Origin of the sequence: Enterobacter cloacae complex sp. 677-3DZ2D5B (assembly GCF_004136695.1) — a bacterium.
In the GTDB taxonomy this organism is placed as follows: domain Bacteria; phylum Pseudomonadota; class Gammaproteobacteria; order Enterobacterales; family Enterobacteriaceae; genus Enterobacter; species Enterobacter hormaechei_C.
Genome location: NZ_QFLS01000009.1, coordinates 13,473 through 40,088 on the forward strand (window position 1 = coordinate 13,473; position 26,616 = coordinate 40,088).

26 protein-coding genes and 1 pseudogene are annotated in these 26,616 nt (G+C 54.1%); 9 read left to right on the forward strand and 18 right to left on the reverse strand.

Annotated elements, in window-relative coordinates:
* Nucleotides 1-36: 36 nt before the first annotated feature.
* The gene (locus DD597_RS13460; protein ID WP_032609317.1) at nucleotides 37-1,089 is read right to left on the reverse strand and encodes a YcjF family protein; all 1,053 of its coding nucleotides are present in this window, start codon (nucleotides 1,087-1,089) and stop codon (nucleotides 37-39) included.
* Nucleotides 1,086-2,483, reverse strand: coding sequence for a YcjX family protein (locus tag DD597_RS13465; protein ID WP_032658603.1), 1,398 nt, complete (start codon nucleotides 2,481-2,483; stop codon nucleotides 1,086-1,088). Before DD597_RS13465 ends, DD597_RS13460 begins: the two co-directional genes overlap by 4 nt.
* Before the next feature lie 155 nt (nucleotides 2,484-2,638).
* On the opposite strand from DD597_RS13465, the gene DD597_RS13470 reads away from it, so the two are divergent.
* Nucleotides 2,639-3,649, forward strand: a complete 1,011-nt coding sequence (locus DD597_RS13470) for a LacI family DNA-binding transcriptional regulator (protein ID WP_003856881.1) — start codon at nucleotides 2,639-2,641, stop codon at nucleotides 3,647-3,649.
* A 33-nt stretch (nucleotides 3,650-3,682) separates the two neighbouring features.
* Here DD597_RS13470 and DD597_RS13475 read toward each other — a convergent pair whose 3' ends face one another.
* From DD597_RS13475 to pspA, 15 genes and pseudogenes are all read right to left on the reverse strand, one after another.
* Nucleotides 3,683-4,597, reverse strand: a complete 915-nt coding sequence (locus DD597_RS13475; RefSeq protein WP_032609320.1) for an OmpG family monomeric porin — start codon at nucleotides 4,595-4,597, stop codon at nucleotides 3,683-3,685.
* Nucleotides 4,598-4,662: 65 nt separating this feature from the next.
* Nucleotides 4,663-5,745, reverse strand: a complete 1,083-nt coding sequence (locus DD597_RS13480) for an ABC transporter ATP-binding protein (RefSeq protein ID WP_123060469.1) — start codon at nucleotides 5,743-5,745, stop codon at nucleotides 4,663-4,665.
* 13 nt (nucleotides 5,746-5,758) lie between these two features.
* Nucleotides 5,759-6,424: a beta-phosphoglucomutase gene (pgmB, locus tag DD597_RS13485; RefSeq protein ID WP_129256286.1), complete on the reverse strand. Its 666-nt coding sequence runs from the start codon at nucleotides 6,422-6,424 to the stop codon at nucleotides 5,759-5,761.
* Nucleotides 6,414-8,693, reverse strand: a complete 2,280-nt coding sequence (locus DD597_RS13490; RefSeq protein ID WP_129256287.1) for a glycoside hydrolase family 65 protein — start codon at nucleotides 8,691-8,693, stop codon at nucleotides 6,414-6,416. Before DD597_RS13490 ends, pgmB begins: the two co-directional genes overlap by 11 nt.
* Nucleotides 8,687-9,745 (reverse strand): Gfo/Idh/MocA family protein, encoded by a 1,059-nt coding sequence (locus DD597_RS13495; protein ID WP_129256288.1) that lies wholly within the window; start codon nucleotides 9,743-9,745, stop codon nucleotides 8,687-8,689. The genes DD597_RS13490 and DD597_RS13495 overlap by 7 nt, the downstream gene beginning before the upstream one ends.
* An 11-nt stretch (nucleotides 9,746-9,756) precedes the next feature.
* Nucleotides 9,757-10,545, reverse strand: a complete 789-nt coding sequence (locus DD597_RS13500) for a sugar phosphate isomerase/epimerase (protein ID WP_003856868.1) — start codon at nucleotides 10,543-10,545, stop codon at nucleotides 9,757-9,759.
* 16 nt (nucleotides 10,546-10,561) lie between these two features.
* The gene (locus DD597_RS13505; RefSeq protein WP_003856866.1) at nucleotides 10,562-11,614 is read right to left on the reverse strand and encodes a zinc-binding alcohol dehydrogenase; all 1,053 of its coding nucleotides are present in this window, start codon (nucleotides 11,612-11,614) and stop codon (nucleotides 10,562-10,564) included.
* A 28-nt stretch (nucleotides 11,615-11,642) separates the two neighbouring features.
* Nucleotides 11,643-12,485, reverse strand: coding sequence for a carbohydrate ABC transporter permease (locus DD597_RS13510; protein WP_015570402.1), 843 nt, complete (start codon nucleotides 12,483-12,485; stop codon nucleotides 11,643-11,645).
* Nucleotides 12,472-13,353 carry a carbohydrate ABC transporter permease gene (locus DD597_RS13515; RefSeq protein WP_003856862.1) on the reverse strand — a complete coding sequence of 294 codons (882 nt, stop codon included), beginning with the start codon at nucleotides 13,351-13,353 and terminating at the stop codon, nucleotides 12,472-12,474. Before DD597_RS13515 ends, DD597_RS13510 begins: the two co-directional genes overlap by 14 nt.
* A gap of 21 nt (nucleotides 13,354-13,374) precedes the next feature.
* A pseudogene (locus tag DD597_RS13520) lies at nucleotides 13,375-14,666 on the reverse strand (ABC transporter substrate-binding protein).
* 13 nt (nucleotides 14,667-14,679) lie between these two features.
* Complete coding sequence (locus DD597_RS13525; RefSeq protein WP_129256289.1) at nucleotides 14,680-16,377, reverse strand: sugar phosphorylase; 1,698 nt, start codon at nucleotides 16,375-16,377, stop codon at nucleotides 14,680-14,682.
* Between the two features lie 195 nt (nucleotides 16,378-16,572).
* Nucleotides 16,573-16,797, reverse strand: a complete 225-nt coding sequence (gene pspD / locus DD597_RS13530; protein ID WP_003856857.1) for a phage shock protein PspD — start codon at nucleotides 16,795-16,797, stop codon at nucleotides 16,573-16,575.
* Between the two features lie 12 nt (nucleotides 16,798-16,809).
* Nucleotides 16,810-17,169 (reverse strand): envelope stress response membrane protein PspC, encoded by a 360-nt coding sequence (gene pspC, locus DD597_RS13535; RefSeq protein WP_003856855.1) that lies wholly within the window; start codon nucleotides 17,167-17,169, stop codon nucleotides 16,810-16,812.
* Complete coding sequence (gene pspB, locus DD597_RS13540) at nucleotides 17,169-17,393, reverse strand: envelope stress response membrane protein PspB (protein WP_003856853.1); 225 nt, start codon at nucleotides 17,391-17,393, stop codon at nucleotides 17,169-17,171. Before pspB ends, pspC begins: the two co-directional genes overlap by 1 nt.
* 49 nt (nucleotides 17,394-17,442) lie before the next feature.
* Nucleotides 17,443-18,111 (reverse strand): phage shock protein PspA, encoded by a 669-nt coding sequence (gene pspA / locus DD597_RS13545; RefSeq protein WP_022651342.1) that lies wholly within the window; start codon nucleotides 18,109-18,111, stop codon nucleotides 17,443-17,445.
* Between the two features lie 151 nt (nucleotides 18,112-18,262).
* Between pspA and pspF the strand changes: the two genes are divergently transcribed.
* The 6 genes from pspF (at nucleotide 18,263) to sapF (ending at nucleotide 24,623) form a co-directional block, all read left to right on the forward strand.
* Nucleotides 18,263-19,255, forward strand: coding sequence for a phage shock protein operon transcriptional activator (pspF, locus tag DD597_RS13550; RefSeq protein WP_164846577.1), 993 nt, complete (start codon nucleotides 18,263-18,265; stop codon nucleotides 19,253-19,255).
* Between the two features lie 88 nt (nucleotides 19,256-19,343).
* Entirely contained in the window at nucleotides 19,344-20,984 is a 1,641-nt protein-coding gene (gene sapA, locus DD597_RS13555; RefSeq protein WP_003856847.1) for an ABC transporter substrate-binding protein SapA, read from the forward strand.
* Complete coding sequence (gene sapB / locus DD597_RS13560) at nucleotides 20,981-21,946, forward strand: putrescine export ABC transporter permease SapB (protein WP_003856845.1); 966 nt, start codon at nucleotides 20,981-20,983, stop codon at nucleotides 21,944-21,946. The genes sapA and sapB overlap by 4 nt, the downstream gene beginning before the upstream one ends.
* Nucleotides 21,933-22,823, forward strand: coding sequence for a putrescine export ABC transporter permease SapC (sapC, locus tag DD597_RS13565; protein ID WP_003856843.1), 891 nt, complete (start codon nucleotides 21,933-21,935; stop codon nucleotides 22,821-22,823). Before sapB ends, sapC begins: the two co-directional genes overlap by 14 nt.
* Nucleotides 22,823-23,815, forward strand: coding sequence for a putrescine export ABC transporter ATP-binding protein SapD (gene sapD, locus DD597_RS13570; protein ID WP_003856840.1), 993 nt, complete (start codon nucleotides 22,823-22,825; stop codon nucleotides 23,813-23,815). The genes sapC and sapD overlap by 1 nt, the downstream gene beginning before the upstream one ends.
* 1 nt (nucleotide 23,816) lies before the next feature.
* Nucleotides 23,817-24,623, forward strand: coding sequence for a putrescine export ABC transporter ATP-binding protein SapF (sapF, locus tag DD597_RS13575; protein ID WP_003856838.1), 807 nt, complete (start codon nucleotides 23,817-23,819; stop codon nucleotides 24,621-24,623).
* On the opposite strand, the gene DD597_RS13580 is transcribed toward sapF, so the two are convergent.
* The gene (locus DD597_RS13580; RefSeq protein ID WP_063978881.1) at nucleotides 24,620-25,210 is read right to left on the reverse strand and encodes a TetR/AcrR family transcriptional regulator; all 591 of its coding nucleotides are present in this window, start codon (nucleotides 25,208-25,210) and stop codon (nucleotides 24,620-24,622) included. The genes sapF and DD597_RS13580 overlap by 4 nt on opposite strands.
* A gap of 132 nt (nucleotides 25,211-25,342) precedes the next feature.
* On the opposite strand from DD597_RS13580, the gene DD597_RS13585 reads away from it, so the two are divergent.
* On the forward strand, nucleotides 25,343-25,744 hold the full coding sequence (locus DD597_RS13585; protein WP_003856835.1) for a RidA family protein: 402 nt from the start codon (nucleotides 25,343-25,345) through the stop codon (nucleotides 25,742-25,744).
* A gap of 47 nt (nucleotides 25,745-25,791) precedes the next feature.
* Nucleotides 25,792-26,613, forward strand: coding sequence for a helix-turn-helix transcriptional regulator (locus DD597_RS13590; RefSeq protein WP_045894822.1), 822 nt, complete (start codon nucleotides 25,792-25,794; stop codon nucleotides 26,611-26,613).
* Nucleotides 26,614-26,616: the final 3 nt, after the last annotated feature.

Genomic DNA, 26,616 nt, shown 5'->3' on the forward strand with positions numbered 1-26,616 from the left:
AAATATTGACAGCCCGCACGATTAGTAAACAAAACCTCACTGAGCAGGTTTTTTATTGAGCGTCTCTTTAAGCTGGCCAATCAATTCGCGACGGAAATCCCCCAGCCGCGGCTTATCGCCATCGATCCAGGGGAGTGGACGACAAACCTCCATCGCTTTGATACCCAGGCGTGCCGTCAGCAGACCGGCACCAATCCCCTGCGCCGCCCGGGCAGAGAGACGCGCCGCAAGATCCTGCGACATCCAGTCCATCCCGACCTCCCGTACCAGTTCGCTTGCCCCGGCGAAGGCGATATTCAGCAACACCAGTTTGAACAGGCGCAGTCGGCTGTAATAGCCAAGCTCAATGCCGTACAGCCTGGCGATGCGGTTGATCAGACGCAGGTTGCGCCAGGCGATAAAGGCCATGTCCACCATTGCCAGCGGACTGACGGCGATCATCAGGGTAGATTCCGCCGCCGAACGGCTGATCTCACGACGAGCCTGCGCATCCAGTACCGGCTGAACAATGTGCGCATAGAGCGTGACCACTTCCTGGTCATTCTGGGTTTCGTGGATCGCCGCATACCAGCGCTGAAGCGCCGGGTGAGAGTGATCTATCCCGGCCTGAGCCGCAAGCTTTTCACAAAAAGCACGCCCTTTTCCTGTGCCGTGACTGTGCAGCAGATCCCGCGCTTCATCGCGTTCGTGGGCACGCTGACGCAAACGCCAGAGGCGACGCCACTCGCTGACGACTGAGCCAACGCCCGCACCAACAATCAACGCCCCGGCGGCGCATCCCCCCAGCGCCACCCAGTCCTGCGTTTGCCAGGCATTGACGCCCCACTGCACGCCCTGGCCGATTACGCTCACACCAAAAAGGGCTAACCCGGCGGTCACCATCTTACGCCACAGGCTGCGTTTCGGGCGCAGTGCCGCATCAACCACCGCTTCCGCCTGCCCCTCTTCAACCATCGGCTCGTCTGCCAGCACGGGAGCAAAGTTGTCAGCCTGCGGGCCGCTGAAGGTTTGCGCCGTTTTGAACGCCTCATGGGGCGTCTGCTCAAGCTGGCCGGTAAAATCAATGCGAGGTTTTAACGGTTCCGTCATCGCAATTTATCTCCGATTAAAAACTCCAGCGCAGCATCCAGACGGATGTGCGGCAATGGCTGATCAACGTTCATGCTCTGCGGACGGAAGGCTTCGAACTGAAAACCCTGGCTTTGCCAGAAAGCCTGGCCCGGCAGACGCGCCGGAACTTCCCCCGGATAGACCGTGAGCGGCTCACCGTCGCTGAGACGGTTGCCCCGCAGGGCCGGAATTTTCTCGCCATTCAGGTCAATCAACCCACTCTGCGTTGCCTGTACGGACGCCAGCCCCAGACAGTCCATGCTGATCCCTTCGAAGGCCGCATTCTGCCAGGCATCCTGCACCAGCTGTTGCAGCAGGGATACCATGTTGGCGTGCTGATCGACCGTCACATGGTCAGCTTTTGTGGCGGCAAACAGCAGCTTGTCGATGACCGGCGAGAACAAACGGCGAAACAGCGTACGCTGGCCATAATGAAAGCTTTGCATCAGCTGCGTCAGCGCCAGCCGCATATCATTGAACGCTTGCGGCCCGCTGTTGAGCGGTTGCAGGCAGTCCACCAGCACGATCTGGCGGTCAAAGCGTAAAAAGTGATTTTTATAAAAGCCCTTAACCACCTTCTCACAGTAATAATTGTATCGCTCGCGGAGCATACCGGCGTTAGTGGTCTTGTCCGCCTGCGCCAGTTTCGATTCGCCGATGCTGTCAACGTCCGGCCACGGGAAAAACTGTAGCGCGGGAGCACCGGCTAAATCACCCGGCAGAACGAAGCGGCCCGGCTGAATGAAATGCAACCCCTCCTGCTTGCACTGATGCAGGTAATCCGTCCAGGCTTCGGCTATGACGGCCAGACGGTTTTCATCCGCCGGCGCCAGCGGGTCCAGCCCTTCGCAAAGCTGGCGCCATTGGGTCGACCACTCTGCCCGCTGCCCCTGCAACAAACCGGTCATCTGTCGGGACCAGTTCAGGTAATCCTGCGCCAGCATCGGTAAATCGAGCAGCCATTCTCCCGGATAATCCACAATTTCGAGATAGAGCGTGGACGTTTCTTTGAAGTGACGCATCAGGGATTCATTCGAGCGGAAACGAAGCGCAAGCCGGATTTCGCTCACGCCACGCGTCGGGGTGGGCCAGGCGGGAGGTTCCCCGTATAACTGCGCCAGACCTTCATCATAGGTGAAACGGGGGATGCCAAAATCACGTTGCGGTACGCGTTTCACCCCCAGCAACCGCTCCTCGCGCACTGCGCTAAGCAGTGGCAGGCGCGCCCCTGCATGCAGGTTCAACAGCTGATTGACCATCGCCGTAATGAATGCTGTCTTACCGCTGCGGCTCAGCCCCGTCACGGCAAGACGCAAATGGCGATCAACGCCACGGTTCACCAGAGAATTGAATTCGTTTTTAAGTCGCTTCATCGCCGTCCTTCATTGCCTGGAACCCTGAAAAAAGTCACTTCAGAATACAGTAAATTGGGGCAGATCGTTGATTATCAATTCTTAATTATTGCTATTGCCGTTTTCTCTCCAGTAAGATGGGCGCAATTGCTGTCCGTCTGGAGTGAGTAAGGTGTATGTCACCCACCATCTATGATATTGCCCGCGTTGCTGGCGTTTCGAAATCAACCGTGTCGCGCGTTCTGAATAAACAAACGAATATTTCTCCTGAAGCGCGCGAAAAGGTGTTGAAGGCGATAGAAGAATTAAATTATCAACCGAATAAACTTGCCCGCGCACTCACCTCTTCTGGCTTCGACGCCATTATGGTTATTTCGACCCGTTCAACCAAAACCACCGCAGGGAATCCGTTTTTCTCTGATGTACTGCATGCCATAACGGCAAAAGCAGAAGAAGAAGGTTTTGATGTTATTTTACAAACGTCCAAAAGCAGCGAAGATGATCTGCAAAAATGCGTGGGTAAAATAAAGCAGAAGATGATCAAAGGGATCATCATGCTAAGCTCGCCGGCGAACGAGTCTTTTTTCGCGACGCTGGACGAATACGGTGTGCCCGTGGTCGTTATTGGTAAAGTGGAAGGCAATTACCAGAATATCTATTCTGTCGACACGGATAATTTCCACGACAGCGCCATATTAACCGACTCATTTATCAAACATGGTCGCACTAAAATTGCCTGCCTGCATGCCCCGCTCGATTATCACGTTTCTATCGATCGCCTGGCGGGCTATAAATCGAGCCTTGAGAAGCACGGTATTGCGATTAATCCGGACTGGGTTATTGATGGCGGATATACCCATGAAAGCGCGCTTCAGGCGGCCTGTCAGCTACTCTCATCAGACAACCCGCCTGATGCGGTTTTTGCGACGGACAGCATGAAATTGCTGAGTCTTTATCGTGCCGCGGATGAGCTAAATCTGACGATCCCGGAACAGGTCGCAATGGCAGGATACAGCGACCCGATGCTATCTCTCATTTTAACCCCTGCACCAGGCGGTTTTGATATCCCCACGAGAAAGCTGGGCGAAGAGAGCTGCGATTTGTTGTTCAGGTGCATTGCGGGTAAACCTGCCCCGCATAAGGTATTGGTTGAAACGCATTTTTCAGATGCGGCTTCATTACGCTAAAAACCAGGGGCAAACGCCCCTGGTAACGTCCTGTCAGAACGCGTAATTCACGCCGATCCCCGCATAGTGGAAGCGATCGTTTTCGCCTTCGTCATGGTTTTCCCATTCGTAGGCATATTCCAGCGTCATGGAAAGGCCATTCGCAAAGTCATAAGCATAGAGCAATCCCAGACGATTGAAATCATGCCCTTCACGTGTCGGATCGTCCTGCCAGTCCCAGTTTGTCCAGCGGTCAAGCCCAAGACGAGTATACGGCGTCAGGGTTGTCTGTCCTAATGAAACAGGCATATACGCACGGATTTCCTGAGTGGAGAATTCACCGTTATTACGTGAACTGTCCATATTGAAACCCCGCTCTAAATAGTAATTAACTTTTGCAGAGACGGTTTCGTTAATTGTCCAGGTAAAACCGGTTTCCGTTTCAACACGGCTGTCAGAATAACCGGTTTTTGCCAGGTCATTCGCAAACTGGTACATGGCAAACCATCCGCCAAAACGCCAGTCATCGGTTAATTTTACATCCCAGTCCGGTTGAATTTTATAGCGCTGCATATTTGCGCTGCCCGCTTTCGCGCCATCCTCATCTTTGAAATGATAGCTGTAATTACGGAAACCACCCGTCAGTCCCAGCGTGAAATCATCGGTACCAATAATACGATAGCGTAATTCTACTTCGGGACGATCGAAATAGGTGCCGCGCGTCATGCTACTGTAATCAACCGGCCCTTCCTGATACATAGCCAGCGAAATGGTCCATGCATCCCAAGTGGCATTAAACCACACGGAGGGTTCATATAATCCATCTTTATCGTCGGCCTGACCTTCGACGTTTTCAATTTCATACATGGCGCCAATATTAAATTCCCACTGTTTGGCTGATTCAGTTGCTTGCGCGCAGCTCACCCCTGCGCACAGGACGAGCGCAGCACTTCTTAGTAGAGTACTCATTAAAATATTCCTTTATAATTAACATACAAAAAACCGGAAACTTTCATTTCCGGCGAACACCTTTCTTATCTAATAGCTGTTTCAGTATCAGCATCGAAGAAATGGCACTTATTCATATCGAACTGGATGCCGATATTATCTCCGGCAACGTAATCATCCGCCGCTCCCGCACGGACAACCAGTTCATGCCCACCCACGGTGGCATAAAGCATAAATTCAGCCCCGGTCAGCTCAGCAACGCTGATCTTCGCCGTGATGTTTTCGCCGCTTCGCTGTACGGTGAGAATATCTTCCGGACGGATCCCAAAGACAACCGCTTTACGCTGGTAACCTTGCGCATTCAGTACGGACAGCTTGTCCTCCGGGATCTCCAGACGCAGCGTTTCCGTCACAAAATAGCGGTCGTCGATTGCGCCACGAATGAAGTTCATCGCCGGTGAGCCAATAAATCCTGCAACGAACATATTCGCCGGCTCGTTGTAGACCTGCTTCGGCGCGCCCACCTGCTGAATGATGCCGTCCTTTAAAATCACGATGCGGGTCGCCATCGTCATGGCTTCCGTCTGATCGTGCGTCACGTAAATCATGGTGGTATTAAGCTTCTGATGCAGCTTGCTAATTTCAGCGCGCATCTGCACACGAAGTTTGGCATCGAGGTTGGATAAGGGCTCATCCATCAGGAACACCCCCGCTTCGCGCACTATCGCCCTGCCTAACGCCACGCGCTGACGCTGACCGCCGGACAACGCGCCAGGTTTACGCTGGAGGTAATCGCGCAAGCCCAGGATCTGTGCCGCCCAGGTAACGCGTTCTTCAATGACGGAGGGCGCAATTTTTTGCATTTTCAGGCCAAACGCCATGTTGTCGTAGACCGTCATATGCGGATAGAGCGCATAGTTCTGGAAGACCATCGCGATATCACGGGACTTGGCGGGAACATCATTCATGCAAACCCCGTCAATAATCAGTTCACCCGCGCTGATCTCCTCGAGGCCGGCAATCATTCGCAGCGTCGTGGATTTCCCACAACCCGATGGACCGACGAAGACGATAAATTCTTTGTCTTCAATTTCGAGGTTGAAATCCTTCACCACGTGGACCTGGTTATCATAAATTTTCTGAATGTGTTTCAGAGACAGTTGAGCCATTATTAATTCCTTATCAATACGCCCGGGATGCCCAGAACGCCGTCAGGCGTTCCCAGGTCAGTTCCTGCGTTGAATGAAGTTGTAATCCCGCATGGTTCAGGCCAGGCCCAATCCCGACCGACAGCATTCCTGCGGCGTTGATCGCATCTACCCCTGCGGCGGCATCTTCGATACCAATGGCCTCTTCAGGACGCACGTTCAGTCCTTTACAGGCCGCAAGGAAGATTTCCGGGTCCGGCTTTGAGCGGCTAATACGCGAAGCATCGGCGCAAAAATCGAAAGCCTGATGAATACCCAACGCGTGCAAAATCCCAGGAGCATTAAGCGATACGGATGCCAGGCCAATTTTGACCTTCGCGGCGCGAATATCCGCCAGCACGTCGCGAATACCCGGCAGCAGCGAATCCTGCGTCAGTGATGACAGCGACTGGACGTAAAGCGCGTTTTTTTTCCTCGCCAGCGCCAGGCGCTGCTCGTCACTGAACATCCCCTCTTTCCCGCCATGTATCAAAATGCGCTGGAGGGAGTCCATACGGCTTATTCCCTTCAGCTGTTCGTTAAATACTTCATCGAAGGTGATACCAATCTCCTCCGCCACGGCGCGCCAGGCCAGAAAGTGAAGATGCGCGGTATCGGTGATCACCCCGTCCAGATCGAATACAACAGCGTTAAGCATCATGGCGCCCCTCCGTGGTAGCGGTCCCATTAACAGGTACAAGAAAGTCCTTACGTTCACAGACCTTCCGCCCTGATACATGCAGCGTTTTACCCCACAGCGTCAACGTGACAGGTGCGGTGGTTTCAATGGTTAACAGGTCATCTTCACAGGTAATGTGCATTGTTGCGCCCCGCCACCGCAGTGGGAAGGCGAGTTTCTGCCAGTGAGCAGGCAGCTTCGGCGCAAGATGCAGCTCCCCTTCGCTAATGTGCAGGCCAGCAAATCCCTGAATGGCGCCCAACCAGATCGCACCGGTGGCGGCGGCATGAATACCGTCATCACTGCTGTGCGGGTCGTCCCCCAGGTCGATGGCAATCCCATCGCGCCAGAAGGCATACGCCCCCTCGGTGTCACCGCAACGTGCGAGCACAATGCCGTGAATGGCTTTACTCAGGGATGAATCATGGATCGTGCGTGGCTCGTAGAACGCCAGATTGGCGGCACATTGCTGCGGCGTAAACCGTTCCGGCAGCAGGTAGTTAAGCATCACCACGTCGGCCTGCTTCAGGATCTGCATCTCGTTCACTTCCGCGCGAGAGTAATCAAGCAGAATGGTTTGCTTACCCGCTTTGGCTTTATAGCGGCTCAGATCGATGGCAGGTTTTGCCATGAAGGTATCATCCTGCGGGATCACACCCTCTGCGTCGGCCTCTGGCAGCCACAGGCGCGCCAGGAACTTACCGGCATTCTCCGTAAAACGCGCATCTTCACGCCCAAATTTCGCCATAAACTGACGCGCGCAGGCCACGTTGTGCCAGGCCAGATAGTTGGTGTAAGCGTTGTTGTTGACATGCTCGGTGTATTCATCCGGTCCGATCACGTCATGGATCTCAAGACGACCATTAATTTCCGTCGCGCGTCCCATCCAGAACGAAGCGGTTTCCATCAGCAGCGTCAGACCCTCATTGCGCATAAAGGCATCGTCGTGTGTTGCCTGCCAGTAAGCGACAACGGCCCAGGCAATATCAGCCACGATGTGGTGTTCAGCGAGTGCGGAGGCGACCTTCTGGCGAACCCCGGTGCGGATGTTAATGGCTGCGAATTCTGGCGTCTCTTCCTCTCCGCTGGCGGCGCTTTCCCACGGGAACAACGCGCCCGGCCAACCGTTACGGCGTGCTTTTTCACGCGCGCCAGAAAGATTCAGCCAGCGATAGCGCAGCAGGCTGCGGGCAATCTGTGGACGGGTAAACAGATGGAACGGCAACAGGAAAATTTCGGTATCCCAGAAGACGTGCCCTTTGTACCCTTCCCCCGTCAACCCTTTCGCGGCAATGCTGCTTCTTTCGCTATGGGCTGGCGTCATTGTCGTCAGGTGCCAGACGGCATAATCCAGCGCAAGCTGATCCTGCTGTTCTGCACAAGTCACTTCCACCCGAGCGTCACGCCATACCGCTTTCCAGGCATACGCTGAGCTTTCAAGCAACGCATCGTAGCCTCTTGCCGCGCAGACTTTGAGATCGGCCAGCGCGTTGCGGGCGAAAGACTCCTGCGAGAGCGCTTTATCGCTGCGATGCGTCAGCCAGATGATTTTCTCAAGCGTGACGGTGTCACCTTTCGAGATAGTCAGAGAATGATGAACGCTGAGGCGACGATTTTTGGCGGTGAAACAGCTGTCGCTCTTAGCGGAGAGCTGACAAAACGCCGAAACAACAACTTCAGACGCCCGGTCCAGCGTTTCATACACACCCTGCATGTAGTGCTGGTCAAAAACCCTGACCGAGATTTCATCCAGATGCTGCCTGCCGCTGTTCGTCTGTGTCGCATCTATGCCGGTTTTCAGCACGGCCTGTGCGGCGCCGTCAAGCGGTGTAATTGAGAGCTGCATTGCCACTAAGGGTAACTGGTCCAGCGAAACAAAACGACGGCTCTCGAGGCGATAGCGTTTTCCGTCCGGCGAACGCCAGACAACGTTACGATGCAGTTCGCCGTTAGCAAAGGCCAGCTCGCGTTGCCACTCAAGAATTTCGCCTGAAAGGAGCGTGAAATTGACGCCGTCCAGCTCAACTTCAACTCCGGTGACATCCGGCAGATTGATCAGCTCTGTGGTTTCGTTGCGTCCCGCGCGATGATACAGCCCCGCGAGATACATGCCTCTGGTCTGCTGGGTGTAATCTTCTTCATGCGTGGCGCGAATGCCCATGTAGCCATTGCCGCAGGCCATAATGGACGCGTACTTATTCAGGCTATGCGGGCAAAAGCCCGGATCGGTTAATACAGACTGGTTCAGCATAACGTCACGCTTTCCCCTGTTTCCGCGGCTTCATATAACGCCGCGACTAATTGCTGGATCACCAGCCCCTGCTCCGCATCGGCAATCATGACCGGCTCGCCCAATACGTGGCGAACAAACGCGTCCATACTGCGCAGATGTCGGCGATCGTCAGCTTCTTCCCGCTGGGTCAGCGTCTGTAAAACACCGGCTTCGTCGTTATAAATGTGTGCCGGGAACAGCGTTGCACCCGCCTTCTCACCGCAGAAAGAGACGTTCATGATCGACTGCTCGCGGATATTAAGCGCAAAAGAGGTGTCCAGACGCAGAATGCCACCGTTGCAGAACTCAATCGTGCCAAACAGGGCATCTTCCACGGTAAACTGCGCAGGATCCCATTCGCCAAACTGGCCGGTGTGTTTCCGGTTCCCCAGTCTCTGGAAGCTGTGCGCGGTTACCCGCTTCACGGGCGGGAAACCCAGCACGTACATCGCGGCGTCCAGCATATGAATGCCGATATCGATCAGCGGCCCGCCGCCCTGGAGCGATTTATTGGTGAAAACGCCCCACCCCGGCACACCGCAACGACGCAGCGCCTGCGCGGAGGTGAAGTAAATTTCACCGAGCGTTCCGTTCATTACCGCATCGCGCAGGAGCTGGGTATCCAGCGCAAAGCGATGGTGAAAATCGTACGCGAGGACTTTTCCGGCCTTGCGCGCCGCCTGACGCATCTCATCCGCCTGGTGCGGCGTCATCGCCGGCGGCTTTTCACACATCACATGACAACCTGCTTCGAGAGCCGCCATCACATGTTCAAAATGGAACCGGTTAGGCGAACAGACGCTCACCACATCCGGTTTTACTTCCTGCAACATCTCGTGAGCGTCCTGCCATGCCGATGGAATAGCATAACGTTCCGCGAACGCCTGTGCCTGCTCAAGGCGGCTGTCCATGACAGCCACCATTTGAACATCACTGCGCGTGGCGTAATACGAGGCATGCACTTTGTCTGCAACCTGCCCGGCGCCAATGATGGCGACGCGCAGAGGCAAAGGTGTAGAAGCACTCATCACGCTCGTCATCCTTAGCATTCACGCAAGTAAGTGAGAGAGTCCTTATAGGCCTGAGCCGGATCGTCGGCACGCACCCGGCACTCGTACACGACGTAACCCTGATAATTATCGGCACGCAGCTGATCGAACAGGCTGGCGAAATCGAGGCTGCCGCTGCCCGGCTGATAGCGGTGGTTATCAGCAATGTGCACATGACCCAGCAGGTCGCGGTTCTGATGCAGCGCTTCCGTCAGGGAGTCTTCTTCAATATTCATGTGGTAGAAATCACCGATGATCTGCACGTGCTTCAGGCCGTTCTCTTCGATATAACGACGCGCGTCGGCCAGAGTGTTGATCATATGATCCTGATAGCGGTTCAGCGGCTCCAGGTAGACGGTAGTACCGGTGCGCGCTGCCACCTCATCCAGCCAGCGCAGGGAAGCGCTGACCGCTTTGCGATCGCCGTCCAGACTACGTGGCGAAGTCATTGGCGGCAGACGGAAGGTAAACATCCCCCAGGCAGCCGGAACGATAATCCCTTTTCCGCCCACTTCTGCCAGCGCTTCCAGAATGCGTTCAATCTGCTGTAGACCGTTCAGGCGGCGTTCTTCAATGAAATCCCCGATCCAGCCATCGTATCCGCCACAGGCCGTCGTGACCGGCAGGCCGGTGGCTTTGATAGCCGCTTTTACTTCGTCGAGGTTTTCCACCAGCAGTCGGCCATCAATTTCGTAGCCATCAAATCCCATCGCTTTGATGTATTCGAATTTTTCCATGATAGCGGTCGGGAAAAAGGCCTGGTTTTGTGTTGCGATTTTCATGATTGCTGTCCTTAGCTTAAAAAGTGACGCCCATTTTGATACTGAGTTCCGGGTGCTGATCGACATACTTCATATAGCTTTCCGGGCTGGTGGTGAAGGTGACGACCGGGTCGATCAGATCTTCGCAATTGAGATAACCGTTCATCAGCAATTCCCAGCAGGTCTCTTCAATACGCTTGCGGCTCCAGCGCGGATAATCCGGGTTGGGTTCACTGCATGCGCGGGAGAAGACAATTTTGGCGTTATTGAAGTGTGCTTCGCGACCAAGGTTGAAGCCTGCCGCAAACGGCTTGGCGAAAGCCACGTAGGAGATCGTTCCACCGTAGGCGAGACCGCGCAGCGCAGATTGCAGCGCATCTGCAAATCCGCTGGTTTCGATGATCACATCGGCGCCCTGCTTGCCGGTCAGTTTCTTAATTTCCAGACCGACATCGGTACCGATTGGGTTCAGGCAGTGGTCTGCACCGTGACGGCGGGCGATCTCACAGCGATGTTCGATAGGATCGACACCAATAACCACTGACGCGCCGGCTTTTTTCGCCAGCTGAATCGCAATCTGGCCAATCGCGCCCAGCCCCACAACCACGACGAAATCCCCTACGCGGACGTTAGCATCACGCACGCCGCTCATGGCGAACTGCGCCGGATCGTAGCAAACGGCGTTTTTCCAGGATGCGCCCTGCGGCATTTTGCGCAGCTTATAGTTGTTCACCGCGTTTACGATGACCGTTTCCTGCAACGGGCCGTAGCAGCAGACGCTGTCGCCGATCTGGTATTCCGTCACGTCCGCACCACATTCGATGATGTCGCCGACGATCATGTTCCCCAGCTGGAATTTACCAAATTCGATGCCGCGCGCTGCACCTTTTTCACGCGGGGTAAACATCTGCCACTCAGCGTTGAACTCTTCATCGATGAACGGGCTTGCCGCGCGGAAATCCACGACTTCGGTGCCGTGTTTCGGGGCACCATAACGGGCACGAATCTTCACCTCATGTGCTGCAACAGGACGATCTTCGTATTCCACCAGCGCCGCTACACGAGGCGCTGTCGCAACTAATTTTTTCATGACTGACTCCTTGTTAATATCGGCCGCCTCAGCCCTTCACGCCGCCGGCGGTCAAACCACTTTTAATGAAACGTTCAGACAGGGCATACATAATGACGACCGGAAGTGCCGTTACCAGCGATGCCGCCATCATGCGACCCCAGATGTAATCTGGCGTACTGAAGAGCGTGTTCAGCCCCACCGGCAACGTGAAGTTGCTGGCGCTGGACAGGAAAATGGAGGCGAACAGATAGTCATTCCACGCCACCATGAAGCAGTAGACAAAGACCGACACCAGACCCGAGATCGCCAGCGGCACGGTGATGCGGAAGATGATTTGCAGGCGGTTCAGGCCGTCCATCATCGCGGCTTCTTCGATTTCGTCCGGGATGGTGTCGAAATAGCTGCGCAGCATAAAGACCGCGGTAGGCAACGTCTGCGTCACCATGGTGATGATCAGCGCCAGTTCGGTGTCATAAATGCCGAGCGCGGTGATGATTTTGAACAGCGGCACCACCAGCAGGATCCCGGAGAACATATAGACGGTGTAGAAGCTCGCATTGATCGTCGTGCGTCCTTTAAAGCGCAGTTTGGATAACGCATACGCGCCCAGCGTGCCGAGAAACACCGCAATGACCGAGGAGGTCAGCGACACCACCATGCTGTTACGGAAGTAATCCACAAACGGGAAAATCAGCGGGTTAAAGATGTCGATGTAGTGCTGTAGCGTCCACTCCTGCGGCAGAATGGTCGGGTGCAGCGAGATCGCCTCTTTCGCGCTTTTGAATGACGTCATCAACATCACAAAAAACGGAAACAGCGTGATAATCAGGAATAGCGCCAGTCCCAGATAAAAACCGATACGGCCCAGAACGCGTTTATTTGTTGCCATTGAGGTTTACCCTTTTTCTGGTCAGCAGAATGACCGCGAAGATGATCACAAACAGCACAACGGAAATGGCGGCTGCTTTACCCAGGTCATTGAACGCAAAGGCGGTTTTGTAGAGATATACGCCCAGAATGTCGACCTTGGTGGTGAGCAGATACACATCCGCAAACATGTAGAACATCCAGATGGTTCGCAGCGTGACCACCGTGGCCAGCACCGGCATGATGGCGGGCAACGTCACGATACGAAAACGCTGCCAGGCATTCGCCCCGTCCATCTCTGCCGCTTCGTACAATGATTTATCAATGGTCTGCAAAATTGCGAGGAACGAGATAAAGGCGTACGGGAAGTAACGCCAGATGGCGAACAGCACAACCAGGACAAAACTGCTGCCAGGATTATCGAACCACAGCGGCGCCTGATCGTAGAGATGCAGCAGATCAACGCCCAGGTAGTTCACAATCCCGTAGCCGTTGTTGAACATGTATTTCCAGGCAAATACCAGTGAAATAGACGGCGTCACGTAGGACAGAATCACCAGTGAACGTGCCGTTTTCCGCATGCGGAATTCACGGTTAAAGAAGATCGCTACGGCCAGTCCCAACCCGGTGCTGCCGAGCACGACCAGGGCCGTATACCAGAACGTCATCCACAGGGAGTGCCAGAACGCAGCATCGCCCAGAATGCGAATGTAGTTATCCAGGCCGACGAACACCGCATCAATACGCGGGTTCAGCGGTAAACGTAAAAAACTGATTTCAATGTTGGAAATCATTGGCCAGGCCACCAGGCCCCCCAGCAAAATCAGGCTGGGGGCCAACAGCAGCATGGCGAAAGGCATATCTGAACGACCAGAAAACAACGTCTTCATAATTCCCTTCGCAAAGCGCTCCTATCGTTGTGAGATCAGGTCAGTCAGTTTCTTCTGGCTGTTGCTTAACGTCGCATTGAGATCTTTTTGTCCCACCGTTACGTTATGCACCATGGAACTGATAATGCCGGACCCGGTAACATCTCCCATGCGGGTAAAGTTTTTGTCGCCTACGGCGCCAAATACCTGGACGTTCGGGAACTGCGCAATCAGCTCGTAAGGCAGTTGACCAAAGGCTTTGATCACGTCGTTGTTTTTCCAGCTCTCAGTGCCCACCACGAGTTTGTTCACCGGCAGCGCCGCACCAGGGGACATCATCACCCAGTCAGACGCGTTTTGAGCCTGCTCCATCCAGGTCACAAATTTTTCTGCCGCCTGCGTTTCCTCTTCGGTCTGGCCGGTCGTGATAGTCAACGAGGTGATCATGCCGTACACGGCTGATGATTTTTCCGTCGGGACCACGAACCCCAGGTTGGCCGGATTGCCATCTTTGTAGACCGCGGGCAGGATATAGGTGGAATAAACGGCCATCGGCGCAGAGCCGTTCATGAAGGCGTCTTTGATCTCCATAACATCATTCGAGCCCGGCATGGTGTTCGCGGCCAGTGCCCGATAAAACGCCAGCGCTTTCGACATTTCAGGGGTATCGATTTTCACGTTGCCGTTTGCATCAAAGACGTTGGCTCCGCCTGACAACGCAAACTGCGAGAAAGCCTGCTCGGTCATAACGCTTTCTGCGGTTGGCAGCGCGATACCGTAATGTTTTTTCGCCGGATCGTTGAGCGCCTGACTGGCCTTCAGCAGTTGCTCCCAGTTGTGCGGTTCTTCGATTCCTGCTGCCGCGAGCGCATCTTTGTGATACCAGACGCCGGACAGCCAGGCGCTAACCGGCACCCCCGTCCATGCCTTGCCGTCTTCAGTGCGAACAACGCGTAAAATGCCGTCATAAAAGGTATCTTCACCGACGGCTTTAATCGCGTTGCCGATCGCGTCACGGTCCAGCAGTTGCTCTTTATCCATGACTTTGGCGTAGTCATGGCTGACTTCAATCACTTCCGGCAGCGCGCCGGTACGGGCCAACGTAATGACCTTGGTGTTATAGGCATCTTCCTCAACGGGTACCTGTTTCACCGTAATAGTCGGGTTCTCTTTCTCGAATTTTTCGATCAGTTTCGTAATAACTGCTGACGCTCCTGTTCTACCGACGAGTGCATAAACTCAATGGTGACCTGAGATGCTTTATCGTCCTTACAGCCTGATAACAGGGCGCACGAAACCAGTGCTGATAACAGCACAATTTTGGGCATTTTCATTTTAGGGTCCTTTTTAGTTTTCTTTAATCCACATTACCTGCCATGGATTGAGGTTCAGTTCCGTACCGCTAATATCGTGTCCTGATAGTAATTCTCTACCAAAGAGCGTTTGTCCATAAATGGTCTGCATTTTATTGCTAAAATTAAATAATGCTGTCATTCGCTCGCCATTTTCAGCAACACGAACAATTTTAAGAATATGTTCGCCGATTGCGTCAAAAATAGCCTGGCTATCCGGATGGAACGCACTCTCGCCGCGACGAATAGCAATAAGCTCACTCAAACGAGAATAAATTTGATAACGAATACTCTTCTTATTATTGAGTTCCAGATCAACCTGACCTGCGGTGTATTTCTTCCTGTTTATTGCGCGGTTATATCCAAGACGTTCGACACCTTCATAATCGTTACGCGAACCGAGAATGCTTTGAATATATACAGCCGGTACGCCAGGAAAACTTAACAACACAGCATGCGCCAGGATGAACCGCGCAATGCGCTCATCATCTGAGCTGTCTCGCAAACTCAACGCATCAAGATAGGTGACATTAATTTCATAGGGGCTTCGCGTACCGTCAGGATTATTTTTCCAGTTGACCAGCGCGCCTTCCTGCTGAAGCTTTTCAACCAGCGAGAGGATCTCTGATTCCGGAAGGATGCCGCGTAACGGGTTCAAACCGATACCATCATGCGAGGCCAGGAAATTAAACCAGGTGGTATGAGTTGAAGGCAGCGCCAGTGACCCCGCCCACTGGCATAGGGCTTTAACATCCTGACGATGAACAGCATGCAGCACCAGCGGAGGTAAGGAAAACTGATAGACCATCTGGGCTTCATTTTCACCATCACCGAAGTAAGAGACATTGTCTTTGTGGGGAACATTTGTCTCAGTGATGATCACCGTTCCAGGCGCCACAGCGTCCGTAATGGCGCGGAACAGCTGGATAAGGCAATGGGTTTGTTCCAGATGGATACAGGTGGTTCCCGGGATCTTCCACATAAACCCGACCGCATCCAGACGGATATAACGCGCCCCTTCCATGAGGTAATGGAGCAGAACGTCAACCATGGCAATCAGCACCTGCGGCGAGGCGAAATTGAGATCGATCTGGTCATCGCTGAATGTGGTCCACAGATGACGAACGCTGTCATCATGAAGCGTGAACGGCGTCAGCAGCGGTAATGCGCGTGGACGCGTCACCGCGGATAAATCGGTTTCGGGGTCGACAGAAATAAAGAAATCTTCGTAGCCCGGCTTCTGCGCAAGATAATTAGCAAACCATTCGCTTTTCGCTGACATATGATTGCAAACGAAGTCAAACATTAAGCTGGCTGACTGTTTTAATTCCGCGACATCTCGCCAGGTTCCTGTTTCAGGAGCAACCTCGTGATAATCAATGACGGAAAATCCATCATCCGAAGACCACGGATAAAAAGGTAACAGATGGACATGGGAAAACGTACGAGAAAGCCATTCATTATAGAACCGGGTAAATACCGGCAACGCTTGCTCCCCTTTTGTGGAGAACTGATCGGCATAGGTAATCAGCACAACGTCTTTTTCATCCCAGCCTGACTTACGCTTTTCCGTAATATTAGTCGCCGCTTTTTCAAGCTTAGTTAATAACACGTTAAGGTGTGCATCTGAAAATGATTCACCGTAGATATGATTGATGAGTTTTTTAATTTTTGCGTTCACATTATTTTCCATGGTAGCGGTCCCACGGAGTGGCAATCTACTCCCATGAAAAATAACTGTCAACGGACCCGGGGGCAGAAAGCAGCATTCTCAGCGCAGCGCAACGCATTATTGTGAGCTGCCGCAAAGAAAGCAGAAAAGCAGAAGAAACGCAGAAAGGAAAGTCATGCCCCTTCTCTGGGGGAGAAAGGGCTTATGCGGGAGGAACTAGCGTGACAGGTAGCGCCGGGAAACGCGTTTTGCCAGTTTCTGTAACAGCGGCTCCAGAGCGACCGCCAGCATCATTCTGACCGGCTTGCGGGCAACAGACTTGATCGCCCAACCCGCCACACCGGCCGGGCCATAACGTAACGCCGTCATCAGAACCAGTTTACCTGCGATTTTCAGGCCGGGTTTTACCTTCTGACCGGCCTGTTGCCAGTTTTGTTTCATGTAAGTTCTCTCTTAAAGCTGACGAAAACGACTTCTCAGCGTAAAGGTATCGGAGGTGACATAACGTTCCATCTCGCGCAATCGCTTCTCCCCTGCGCTCAGCTGTTCATCCACCGCGTTCAGGAGATCGCTGCTGGTTGGCGTGTTCTCAGCATTCAGCTCACCTTCCGGCATAGGATCGAGTACAAACGACAGAATGATGTATGCCACCAGTGTAATAAAGGCCAGACCGAAGAAAATCGACAATACGGTGACCACACGCACCAGTTTTACCGGGACATCCAGATAGTGCGCCAGCCCGGCGCAAACGCCCCGAACCATGCCCTGCTGTGGGATCCGCCACAGTTTTTTATTCAGATTCAGTCCAGCCATTACCGTTCCCTCCAGTTTGGGTGTTCCGCGTCCAGGATGGCTTCCAGCGCCTGAATACGTTCGCGCATTTTATTTGCCTCGGCAGAGAGCTGCGCCAGCCGCTGTTGTTCACTCTGCGACAGCTCACCGCGTGAAGAGCGGTTGCTGTAGTGCAGCCATAACCAGATGGGCAGAACAAACAGCACGAAAATGGTCAGGGGTATAGCCAGAAAAAGCGCGCTCATGTGTACTCCTTGTCTAACGATGCGGCACGCTCAGGTGCCGCAGGAATTATTATTGGTTGTCTTGTTTCATTTTGGCTTTCAGCGCAGCCAGTTGCTCGCTAATTTCATCATCGGCCTTCAGGTCAGCAAACTGCTGATCCAGGGTTTTCTGCTTACCGATGCTGTGGCTTTCGGCTTCCGCTTCCATGTGGTCGATACGACGTTCAAACGATTCGAAACGCGCCATTGCTTCATCCAGTTTGCCGCTGTCCAGCTGGCGACGCACGTCGCGGGACGAGCTTGCAGCCTGGTGGCGCAGCGCCAGCGCCTGTTGACGTGCACGGGTTTCGCTGAGTTTGTTTTCAAGCTCACCAATCTCTTTCTTCATACGCGTCAGAGTATCATCCACCAGCGTCACTTCATGTTCCAGCGTGGCAACCATGTCGGTCAGCTTCTGCTTCTCAATCAGCGCAGCGCGGGCCAGATCTTCTTTATCTTTACGCAGCGCCAGTTCCGCTTTTTCCTGCCACTCGTTAAGCTGGGCAGTCGCCTGCTCGATACGACGTGTTAACTGCTTTTTCTCTGCCAGCGCGCGGGCGGAGGTGGAGCGTACTTCAACCAGCGTGTCTTCCATCTCCTGAATCATCAGGCGCACCAGCTTCTGCGGATCTTCCGCTTTCTCCAGCAGCGAGTTGATGTTGGCGTTCACGATGTCGGCAAAACGAGAAAAAATACCCATAATTCAATCCTCATAGTTCTGTTATCGGGCGATGCCCTGCTGAACAGATAATACAAATCCCATGCCAACTTTTTATCTTATTGATTTTACTCAATGTGATTGATATTTATCCATCCAGCGGCTATTCTCACCTGGTGAATATCACTAAGGAGTGGTTAATTTCATCATGGCTGACTATAAGGATAATTTGCTTGGCGAAGCCAACAGCTTCCTGGAAGTGCTTGAACAGGTTTCGCGCCTCGCGCCGCTGAATAAACCGGTGCTGATTATCGGTGAGCGCGGAACGGGTAAAGAACTTATCGCTAACCGCCTGCACTTTCTGTCTGGCCGCTGGGACGGCCCTTTTATTTCCCTTAACTGCGCGGCGTTGAATGAAAATCTGCTCGACACCGAGCTGTTTGGTCATGAAGCTGGCGCCTTTACCGGCGCACAAAAACGCCATCCCGGACGCTTTGAGCGCGCCGATGGCGGAACGCTTTTTCTCGACGAGCTGGCGACCGCGCCGATGCTGGTGCAGGAAAAGCTGCTGCGCGTCATTGAGTATGGCGAACTGGAACGCGTTGGCGGCAGTCAGCCGCTCCAGGTCAACGTTCGCCTGGTGTGCGCCACTAACGCCGATCTGCCCGCGATGGTGGCAGAGGACAAATTCCGCGCCGACCTGCTGGACAGGCTGGCTTTCGATGTCGTTCAGCTGCCGCCGCTGCGGGAGCGACGTAGCGATATCATGCTGCTGGCCGATCAGTTTGCCATTCAGATGTGTCGGGAACTGGGCCTGCCGCTCTTTCCGGGCTTTAGCGAACAGGCCACTGAGACCCTGCTCGGTTACCACTGGCCGGGCAATATTCGTGAACTGAAAAACGTGGTGGAACGGTCCGTTTACCGGCATGGCAGCAGCGAAACCGAACTGGACAACATTATTCTCGATCCGTTTCGTCGCGAGGATAAACAGCCCCCGGTTCCGGCGACGCGCCAGCAGGATCCGGCGTTGCCGCTCGATTTACGCCAGTTCCAGCATCAGCAGGAACAAAACTTGCTCGAGCAGAGCCTGAAAGAGGCGAAATATAATCAGAAACGGGCGGCTGAACTGCTGGGCCTGACCTACCATCAGTTAAGGGCATTGCTCAAAAAACATCAAATGCGCTGACATTATCAGCACTTACCCCCAGACATTTTTACGAAGCAGGCGTAAGTGCGATACACTTTGCAGATCGAATCTAAAAACCTTAAAAACTATGCGCCTGGTTTTATCGTCCCTGTTTGCACTCGGTCTGTTCAGCAATCTGGCCTTTGCTGCGCCCGATCGCGCTGTGCCCCCTGATATCCGAGAGAGTGGTTTCGTCTATTGCGTCAGCGGGCAAGTTGATACCTTTAACCCACAAAAAGCGGGGAGCGGCCTGATTGTTGATACGCTGGCCGCACAGCTCTACGATCGCCTGCTCGACGTCGATCCTTATACCTATCGGCTGGTTCCGGAGCTTGCTGAAAGTTGGGAAGTGCTTGATAACGGCGCCACATACCGCTTTCGTCTACGCGATGATGTCGCCTTTCAGCACACTCCGTGGTTTACGCCAACCCGTAAACTCAACGCGGATGACGTGGTTTTCACCTTCCAGCGCATATTCAACCGCAATCATCCGTGGCATAACGTTAATGGCGGGAACTTCCCCTATTTCGACAGTCTGCAATTCGCGGACTCGGTCAAAAGCGTTCGTAAGCTGGATAACCGCACGGTTGAGTTTCGCCTGACTCGCCCGGACGCCTCCTTCCTCTGGCATCTGGCGACGCACTACGCCTCGGTCATGTCAGCCGAATACGCAGATCAGCTGACGAAAAAGGATCGTCAGGAACGTCTCGATCGTGAGCCTGTGGGCACAGGTCCGTTCCAGTTAGCAGAGTACCGCGCCGGACAATACATTCGCCTGCAACGCCACGATCGTTTCTGGCGCGGCAAACCGCTGATGCCGCAGGTCATTGTCGATCTGGGTTCAGGTGGAACAGGCCGACTCTCCAAACTGCTGACCGGCGAGTGCGACGTGCTTGCCTGGCCTGCGGCCAGCCAGTTGACCATTTTGCGCGACGACCCACGCCTGCGCCTGACACTGCGCCCGGGAATGAACATCGCTTATCTGGCGTTTAACACCGATAAGCCGCCGCTGAATAATCCGGCCGTGCGCCATGCGCTGGCGTTAGCAATCAACAATCAGCGTCTGATGCAGTCGATTTACTACGGGACCGCGGAAACCGCCGCCTCTATTCTTCCGCGCGCCTCCTGGGCCTATGACGGCGAGGCGAAGATTACCGAATATAATCCGGCGAAAGCGCGCGAACAGCTTAAAGCGCTGGGGGCAGAAAACCTGACGCTACAGCTGTGGGTGCCCACCAGCTCTCAGGCGTGGAACCCCAGTCCGCTTAAAACGGCTGAGCTGTTGCAGGCTGATATGGCGCAGGTGGGCGTTAAGGTGATCATCGTGCCTGTCGAAGGCCGTTTCCAGGAGGCGCGTCTGATGGACATGAATCACGACTTAACGCTGGCTGGCTGGTCCACCGACAGTAACGACCCGGACAGCTTCTTCCGTCCTCTGCTGAGCTGTGCGGCAATCAACTCCCAGACCAACTACGCCCACTGGTGTAACCGGGAATTTGATGCCGTGCTGCAAAAAGCGTTGGCGTCTCAACAGCTTGCCTCACGCATTGAGGCCTATGATGAAGCGCAAAATATTCTGGCCAGAGAACTTCCCGTGTTGCCGCTTGCCTCTTCCCTGCGCCTCCAGGCCTACCGTTACGATATTAAAGGGCTGGTACTCAGCCCGTTTGGTAACGCCTCCTTCGCGGGCGTCACCCGTGAGAAAGAACAAGAGGTGAAGAAACCATGATTATATTTACCTTGCGTCGGCTGCTGTTACTACTGGTCACCCTGTTCTTCCTGACCTTTGTCGGCTTTAGCCTGAGCTACTTTACGCCGCACGCCCCGCTTCAGGGCTCATCCCTCTGGGACGCCTGGCTGTTCTGGTTTAATGGCCTGCTACACTGGGATTTTGGCGTGTCCAGCATTAACGGACAGCTCATCTCCGAGCAGCTGAAAGTGGTTTTCCCGGCCACCATGGAGCTGTGTGTACTCGCCTTTGGCTTTGCCCTCATGGTGGGGATCCCGGTGGGGATGCTGGCGGGCATTTATCGTAATAAGTGGCAGGATAAATTCATCAGCGCGCTTGCCTTAATTGGCTTTTCCATCCCTGTTTTCTGGCTGGCGCTACTGCTTACCCTCTTCTTCTCACTGACGTTAGGCTGGCTGCCGGTATCTGGCCGTTTTGATCTGCTGTATAACGTGCAAACGGTGAGCGGCTTCGCCATCGTTGACGCCTGGCTTTCTGATTCAGTCTGGCGCGACGAAATGATCGTGAGCGCGCTGCGCCACATGGTGCTGCCGGTGCTCACGCTGGCCGTCGCGCCGACGACCGAAGTAATTCGCCTGATGCGTATCAGCACTATCGACGTCTTCGATCAAAACTATGTGAAGGCCGCCGCCACGCGCGGACTGTCTCGCCTGACGATTCTCCGTCGCCATGTGCTGCACAATGCGTTGCCACCCGTAATCCCACGTCTTGGGCTGCAATTTTCAACCATGCTGACGCTGGCGATGATCACCGAGATGGTTTTCAGCTGGCCGGGCCTTGGACGCTGGATGATCAACGCCATTCGCCAGCAGGATTACGCGGCGATCTCTGCCGGCGTGATGGTGATTGGCTCCCTGGTCATTATTGTTAACGTTGTTTCCGATATTTTGGGTGCCATGGCCAACCCATTGAAGCATAAGGAATGGTATGCCTTACGATAACGTCTACAGCGAAAAGCGCACGCCCGGTGCGCTACGTACCGTGTGGCGTAATTTTTACGGCGACACCACGGCGATGATCGGCTTTTACGGCTGCATTGGCCTCGTGTTGCTGTGCGTTTTGGGTTCGTGGTTTGCACCGTATGGCATCGATCAGCAGTTCCTTGGTTATCAGCTTTTACCGCCGTCGTGGTCGCGTTACGGGGAGGTTTCGTTCTTCCTGGGGACTGACGATCTCGGACGTGACGTGCTAAGTCGTTTACTGAGCGGCGCCGCACCTACGGTAGGCGGCGCGTTCGTGGTCACCCTGGCTGCCGCGATCTGCGGCCTGGCGCTGGGCATTTTTGCCGGCTCAACCCACGGGCTGCGGTCGGCCGTGCTTAACCATATTCTTGATACCCTGCTCTCTATTCCTTCACTGCTGCTGGCGATTATCGTCGTGGCCTTCGCGGGGCCGCACCTCACCCATGCGATGTTCGCCGTCTGGCTGGCCATTCTGCCGCGCATGGTGCGTTCGGTTTACAGCCTGGTTCACGACGAGCTGGAAAAAGAGTATGTCGTCGCCGCCCGTCTGGATGGCGCCACCACGTTTAATATTTTGTGGTTTGCCGTGCTGCCTAACATTGCCGCCGGGCTGGTGACGGAGATCACCCGCGCCCTGTCGATGGCGATTCTGGATATCGCAGCGCTGGGCTTCCTGGACCTTGGCGCGCAGCTTCCCTCCCCGGAATGGGGCGCCATGCTCGGCGATGCGCTGGAGCTGATTTACGTTGCGCCGTGGACGGTCATGCTGCCGGGCGCGGCCATCATGGTGAGCGTGCTGCTCGTTAACCTGCTGGGCGACGGGATCCGCCGCGCAATCAATGCGGGGGTGCAATAATGCCGTTACTCGATATCCGCAACCTCACGATAGAAATTAAAACGGGCGAAGGCTGGGTCAAGGCCGTGGATCGCATCAGCATTACGCTCGCAGAGGGCGAAATCCGCGGGCTGGTGGGCGAATCGGGTTCGGGGAAAAGTCTGATCGCCAAGGCCATTTGCGGCGTGGCGAAAGACAACTGGCGGGTGACCGCCGATCGTATGCGCTTCGACGACATCGATCTGTTGCGTCTCTCCCCGCGCGAACGCCGTAAACTGGTGGGCCATAACGTCTCGATGATTTTCCAGGAGCCGCAATCCTGTCTCGATCCGTCCGAGCGCGTCGGGAAACAGCTGATGCAGAACATCCCCGGCTGGACCTATAAAGGCCGCTGGTGGCAGCGTTTCGGCTGGCGTAAACGCCGTGCCATTGAGCTGTTGCACCGTGTCGGGATCAAAGACCATAAAGACGCGATGCGCAGTTTCCCCTACGAACTGACCGACGGTGAATGCCAGAAAGTGATGATTGCCATCGCCCTGGCGAATCAGCCGCGTCTGCTGATTGCGGACGAACCAACGAACGCGATGGAGCCAACCACCCAGGCGCAGATTTTCCGCCTGCTCACGCGTCTGAACCAGAATAACAACACCACCATTTTGCTGATCAGTCACGACCTGCAAATGCTGAGCAAGTGGGCGGATAAAATTGATGTAATGTATTGCGGCCAGACGGTAGAAACCGCGCCAAGTGAAGACCTGGTGACGACGCCACATCATCCCTACACGCAGGCGCTGATCAGGGCGATCCCGGACTTTGGCAGCGCGATGCCGCACAAAAGCCGTCTGAATACGCTGCCTGGCGCGATACCGCTGCTGGAATCGCTGCCCATTGGCTGCCGTCTGGGACCACGTTGCCCGTATGCTCAGCGTAAATGCATTGAAACACCGCGCCTGACAGGGCCGAAAAACCATCTGTTTGCCTGTCATTTCCCGCTGAACATGGAGAGAGAGTGAAATGGTCGAAACCTTACTGGAAGTACGTAACCTGAGTAAGACCTTTCGCTATCGCACCGGCCTGTTTCACCGTCAGACCGTCGAGGCGGTTAAACCGCTGAGCTTTACGCTGCGCGAAAAGCAGACGCTGGCGATTATCGGTGAAAACGGCTCGGGCAAATCGACCCTGGCAAAAATGCTCGCGGGCATGGTCGAGCCAAGCGGCGGTGAAATACTGATTGACGATCATCCTCTGGAATTTGGGGACTATTCTTTTCGCAGTCAGCGCATCCGGATGATTTTTCAGGATCCGTCGACGTCCCTGAACCCGCGCCAGCGTATTTCCCAGATCCTGGATTTCCCGCTGCGGTTGAATACCGACCTGGAGCCGGAAGCGCGTCGCAAACGGATTGTCGAAACCCTGCGTCTGGTAGGCCTCCTGCCCGACCATGTCAGCTATTACCCGCACATGCTGGCCCCGGGCCAAAAACAGCGTCTCGGTCTGGCCCGCGCGCTGATCCTGCGCCCGAAAGTTATTATCGCCGACGAAGCGCTGGCGTCGCTGGATATGTCGATGCGTTCGCAGCTCATTAACCTGATGCTGGAGTTACAGGAAAAGCAGGGGATCTCGTATATTTACGTGACTCAGCACCTGGGCATGATGAAACACATCAGCGACCAGGTGCTGGTGATGCACCAGGGAGAAGTGGTCGAGCGCGGCAGTACCGCTGACGTACTGGCCTCCCCGCTCCATGACCTGACAAAACGCCTGATTGCCGGACACTTTGGTGAAGCATTGACGGCGGACGCGTGGCGTAAAGATCGTTAGCCGTTGCGTAACCCGCTTGCCAGCAGAGTAAACACCTCTATAGCATGCGGAAGGGTCTTCTGCGGTTCATCACTCGCGGCAATCAGCAGAGCCGCATTCAGCGCAGCGCCGTTCAGCAGATGGGCTGCGACTCTGGCATCCATCTTTTTGATTACGTTGCACTCCATCATTTTTTCGATGGTCTGACGGGTCGACTCAAGGCAGTTGTTCTGGCTGGGCCATTGCGCCGGGTCACCCAGAACAGCCGGGCCGTCAAGAAGGACGATACGCTGAACTTCCGGAACGAGCGCCATTTTGATATAGGCGATGCCCTCCGCCAGCAGTCGCTCCCAGTCATCTTCGGCGGCGGCGGCAATCGCTTTCGCGTTTGCTGCCATTTCGCTGTCTATCTGCGCGACCACCGCCGCCAGTAATCCCTTCTTGTCGTTGAAATTATGATATAGCGCGCCGCGTGTTAACCCCACGCTTGCCGTGAGTTCATCCATTGACGCTGCGGCATAGCCTTTTTCAGCAAATGCCTTCCGCGCCGCCTGAATCATTTTCTCGCGATTTTCCTGGGCCGTTTCAGCACGACGTTTTGTAGCCATGGGACTTCCTTCATTAAGCGGTAATTATAATTTGACATACGCGGCGTATGTGGATTACATTTTTGACATACATCGCGTATGTTACTTCTACTGCGTAAGCACAACAATACCTCTGACAGAAAAGGAAAAGCCATGCATCCACGTGACCCCGTCTTTCCGGCTAATCGACATGCCCTCTATGAAGAGCATGGCTATTCAGCAGCAATCCGCTCTGGCGATCTGTTATTTGTTTCCGGTCAGGTTGGCAGCCGCAGCGATGGCACACCTGAACCCGACTTCCCCGCTCAGGTGCAGCTGGCGTTCGATAATTTACGGGCGACTCTGGCAGCCGCAGGGTGTACTTTTGACGATCTGATTGATGTCACGACGTTTCATACCGATCCTGAAAACCAGTTCCCCGCCATCATGGAGGCGAAAAAACTGGCGTTTCCGCACCCCCCTTACCCAAACTGGACAGCAATAGGCGTTAACTGGCTTGCGGGTTTTGATTTCGAAATTAAGGTTATCGCCAGGATCCCTACGCCCGCGAATTAACATCTGGCAGCAAACTGATTTACCGTTAAGCTATCACTGACGCACAAATGAAAGACAGCATCAGCAACTATATTCTCTCCTGGGTAGAAGAAAATAACTTTACTATTTTACACATTGGTGATTTGGTTGCAGATATTGGATACAGCAGAAGAACCATCGAAACATGGTTTAAAGAGAAGTATCGGCTCTCTTTAGGTGAATATATTCTCCGACGGAGGTTAAGCCGTGCCGCCATTATGCTGAGAATGACGTCGATTCCGGTGACGGATATTGCGTATTTATTCCATTACCAGAGCAGTCAAGGATTTTCCAGAGCCTTTAAAAAAATGATGGGGCTGACACCCTCTGAGTACAGATGTGCCAGAGGGTGGAATTTTGACATCTTACAGCCCTCTTTTTTATTAAGCGAACATGAAACGCCTGAGCTCGAGGTCTGCTATCTGGATGAAACGTTTATCTATACGCATGAAATTATCGAACACGATCATCTTTTTGATACCTCAGTGCATGATATTACTAAAAAAATCAAAAAGCTCCTGACAGAAAACCGCCATGATATCGATAAAATTATTCTGATGCCCCGCCGCCCCGAGTTAGGCAAAAGCCGATCGTATCTGGTCGAGGTATTAATATCGTACGCGTTACAAAGCGACACGGTGACAAATAAAAAATCCTGCATTGTGCGTGGGAGATACGCAAGAATGCCCTTTAGCGGTAGCTGGGAAATCTACAGCGCGTTTAACAAGATTGCCTTCGTTAAGGCGATGGTAAATCAACGCCTGACGTTGCGCGACGGTATTTACCTGATGAAAATTAATGGGTACAGCGACGAGTCTGTCGATTTTGATGTTTTCATCCCCATCCTGTAACCT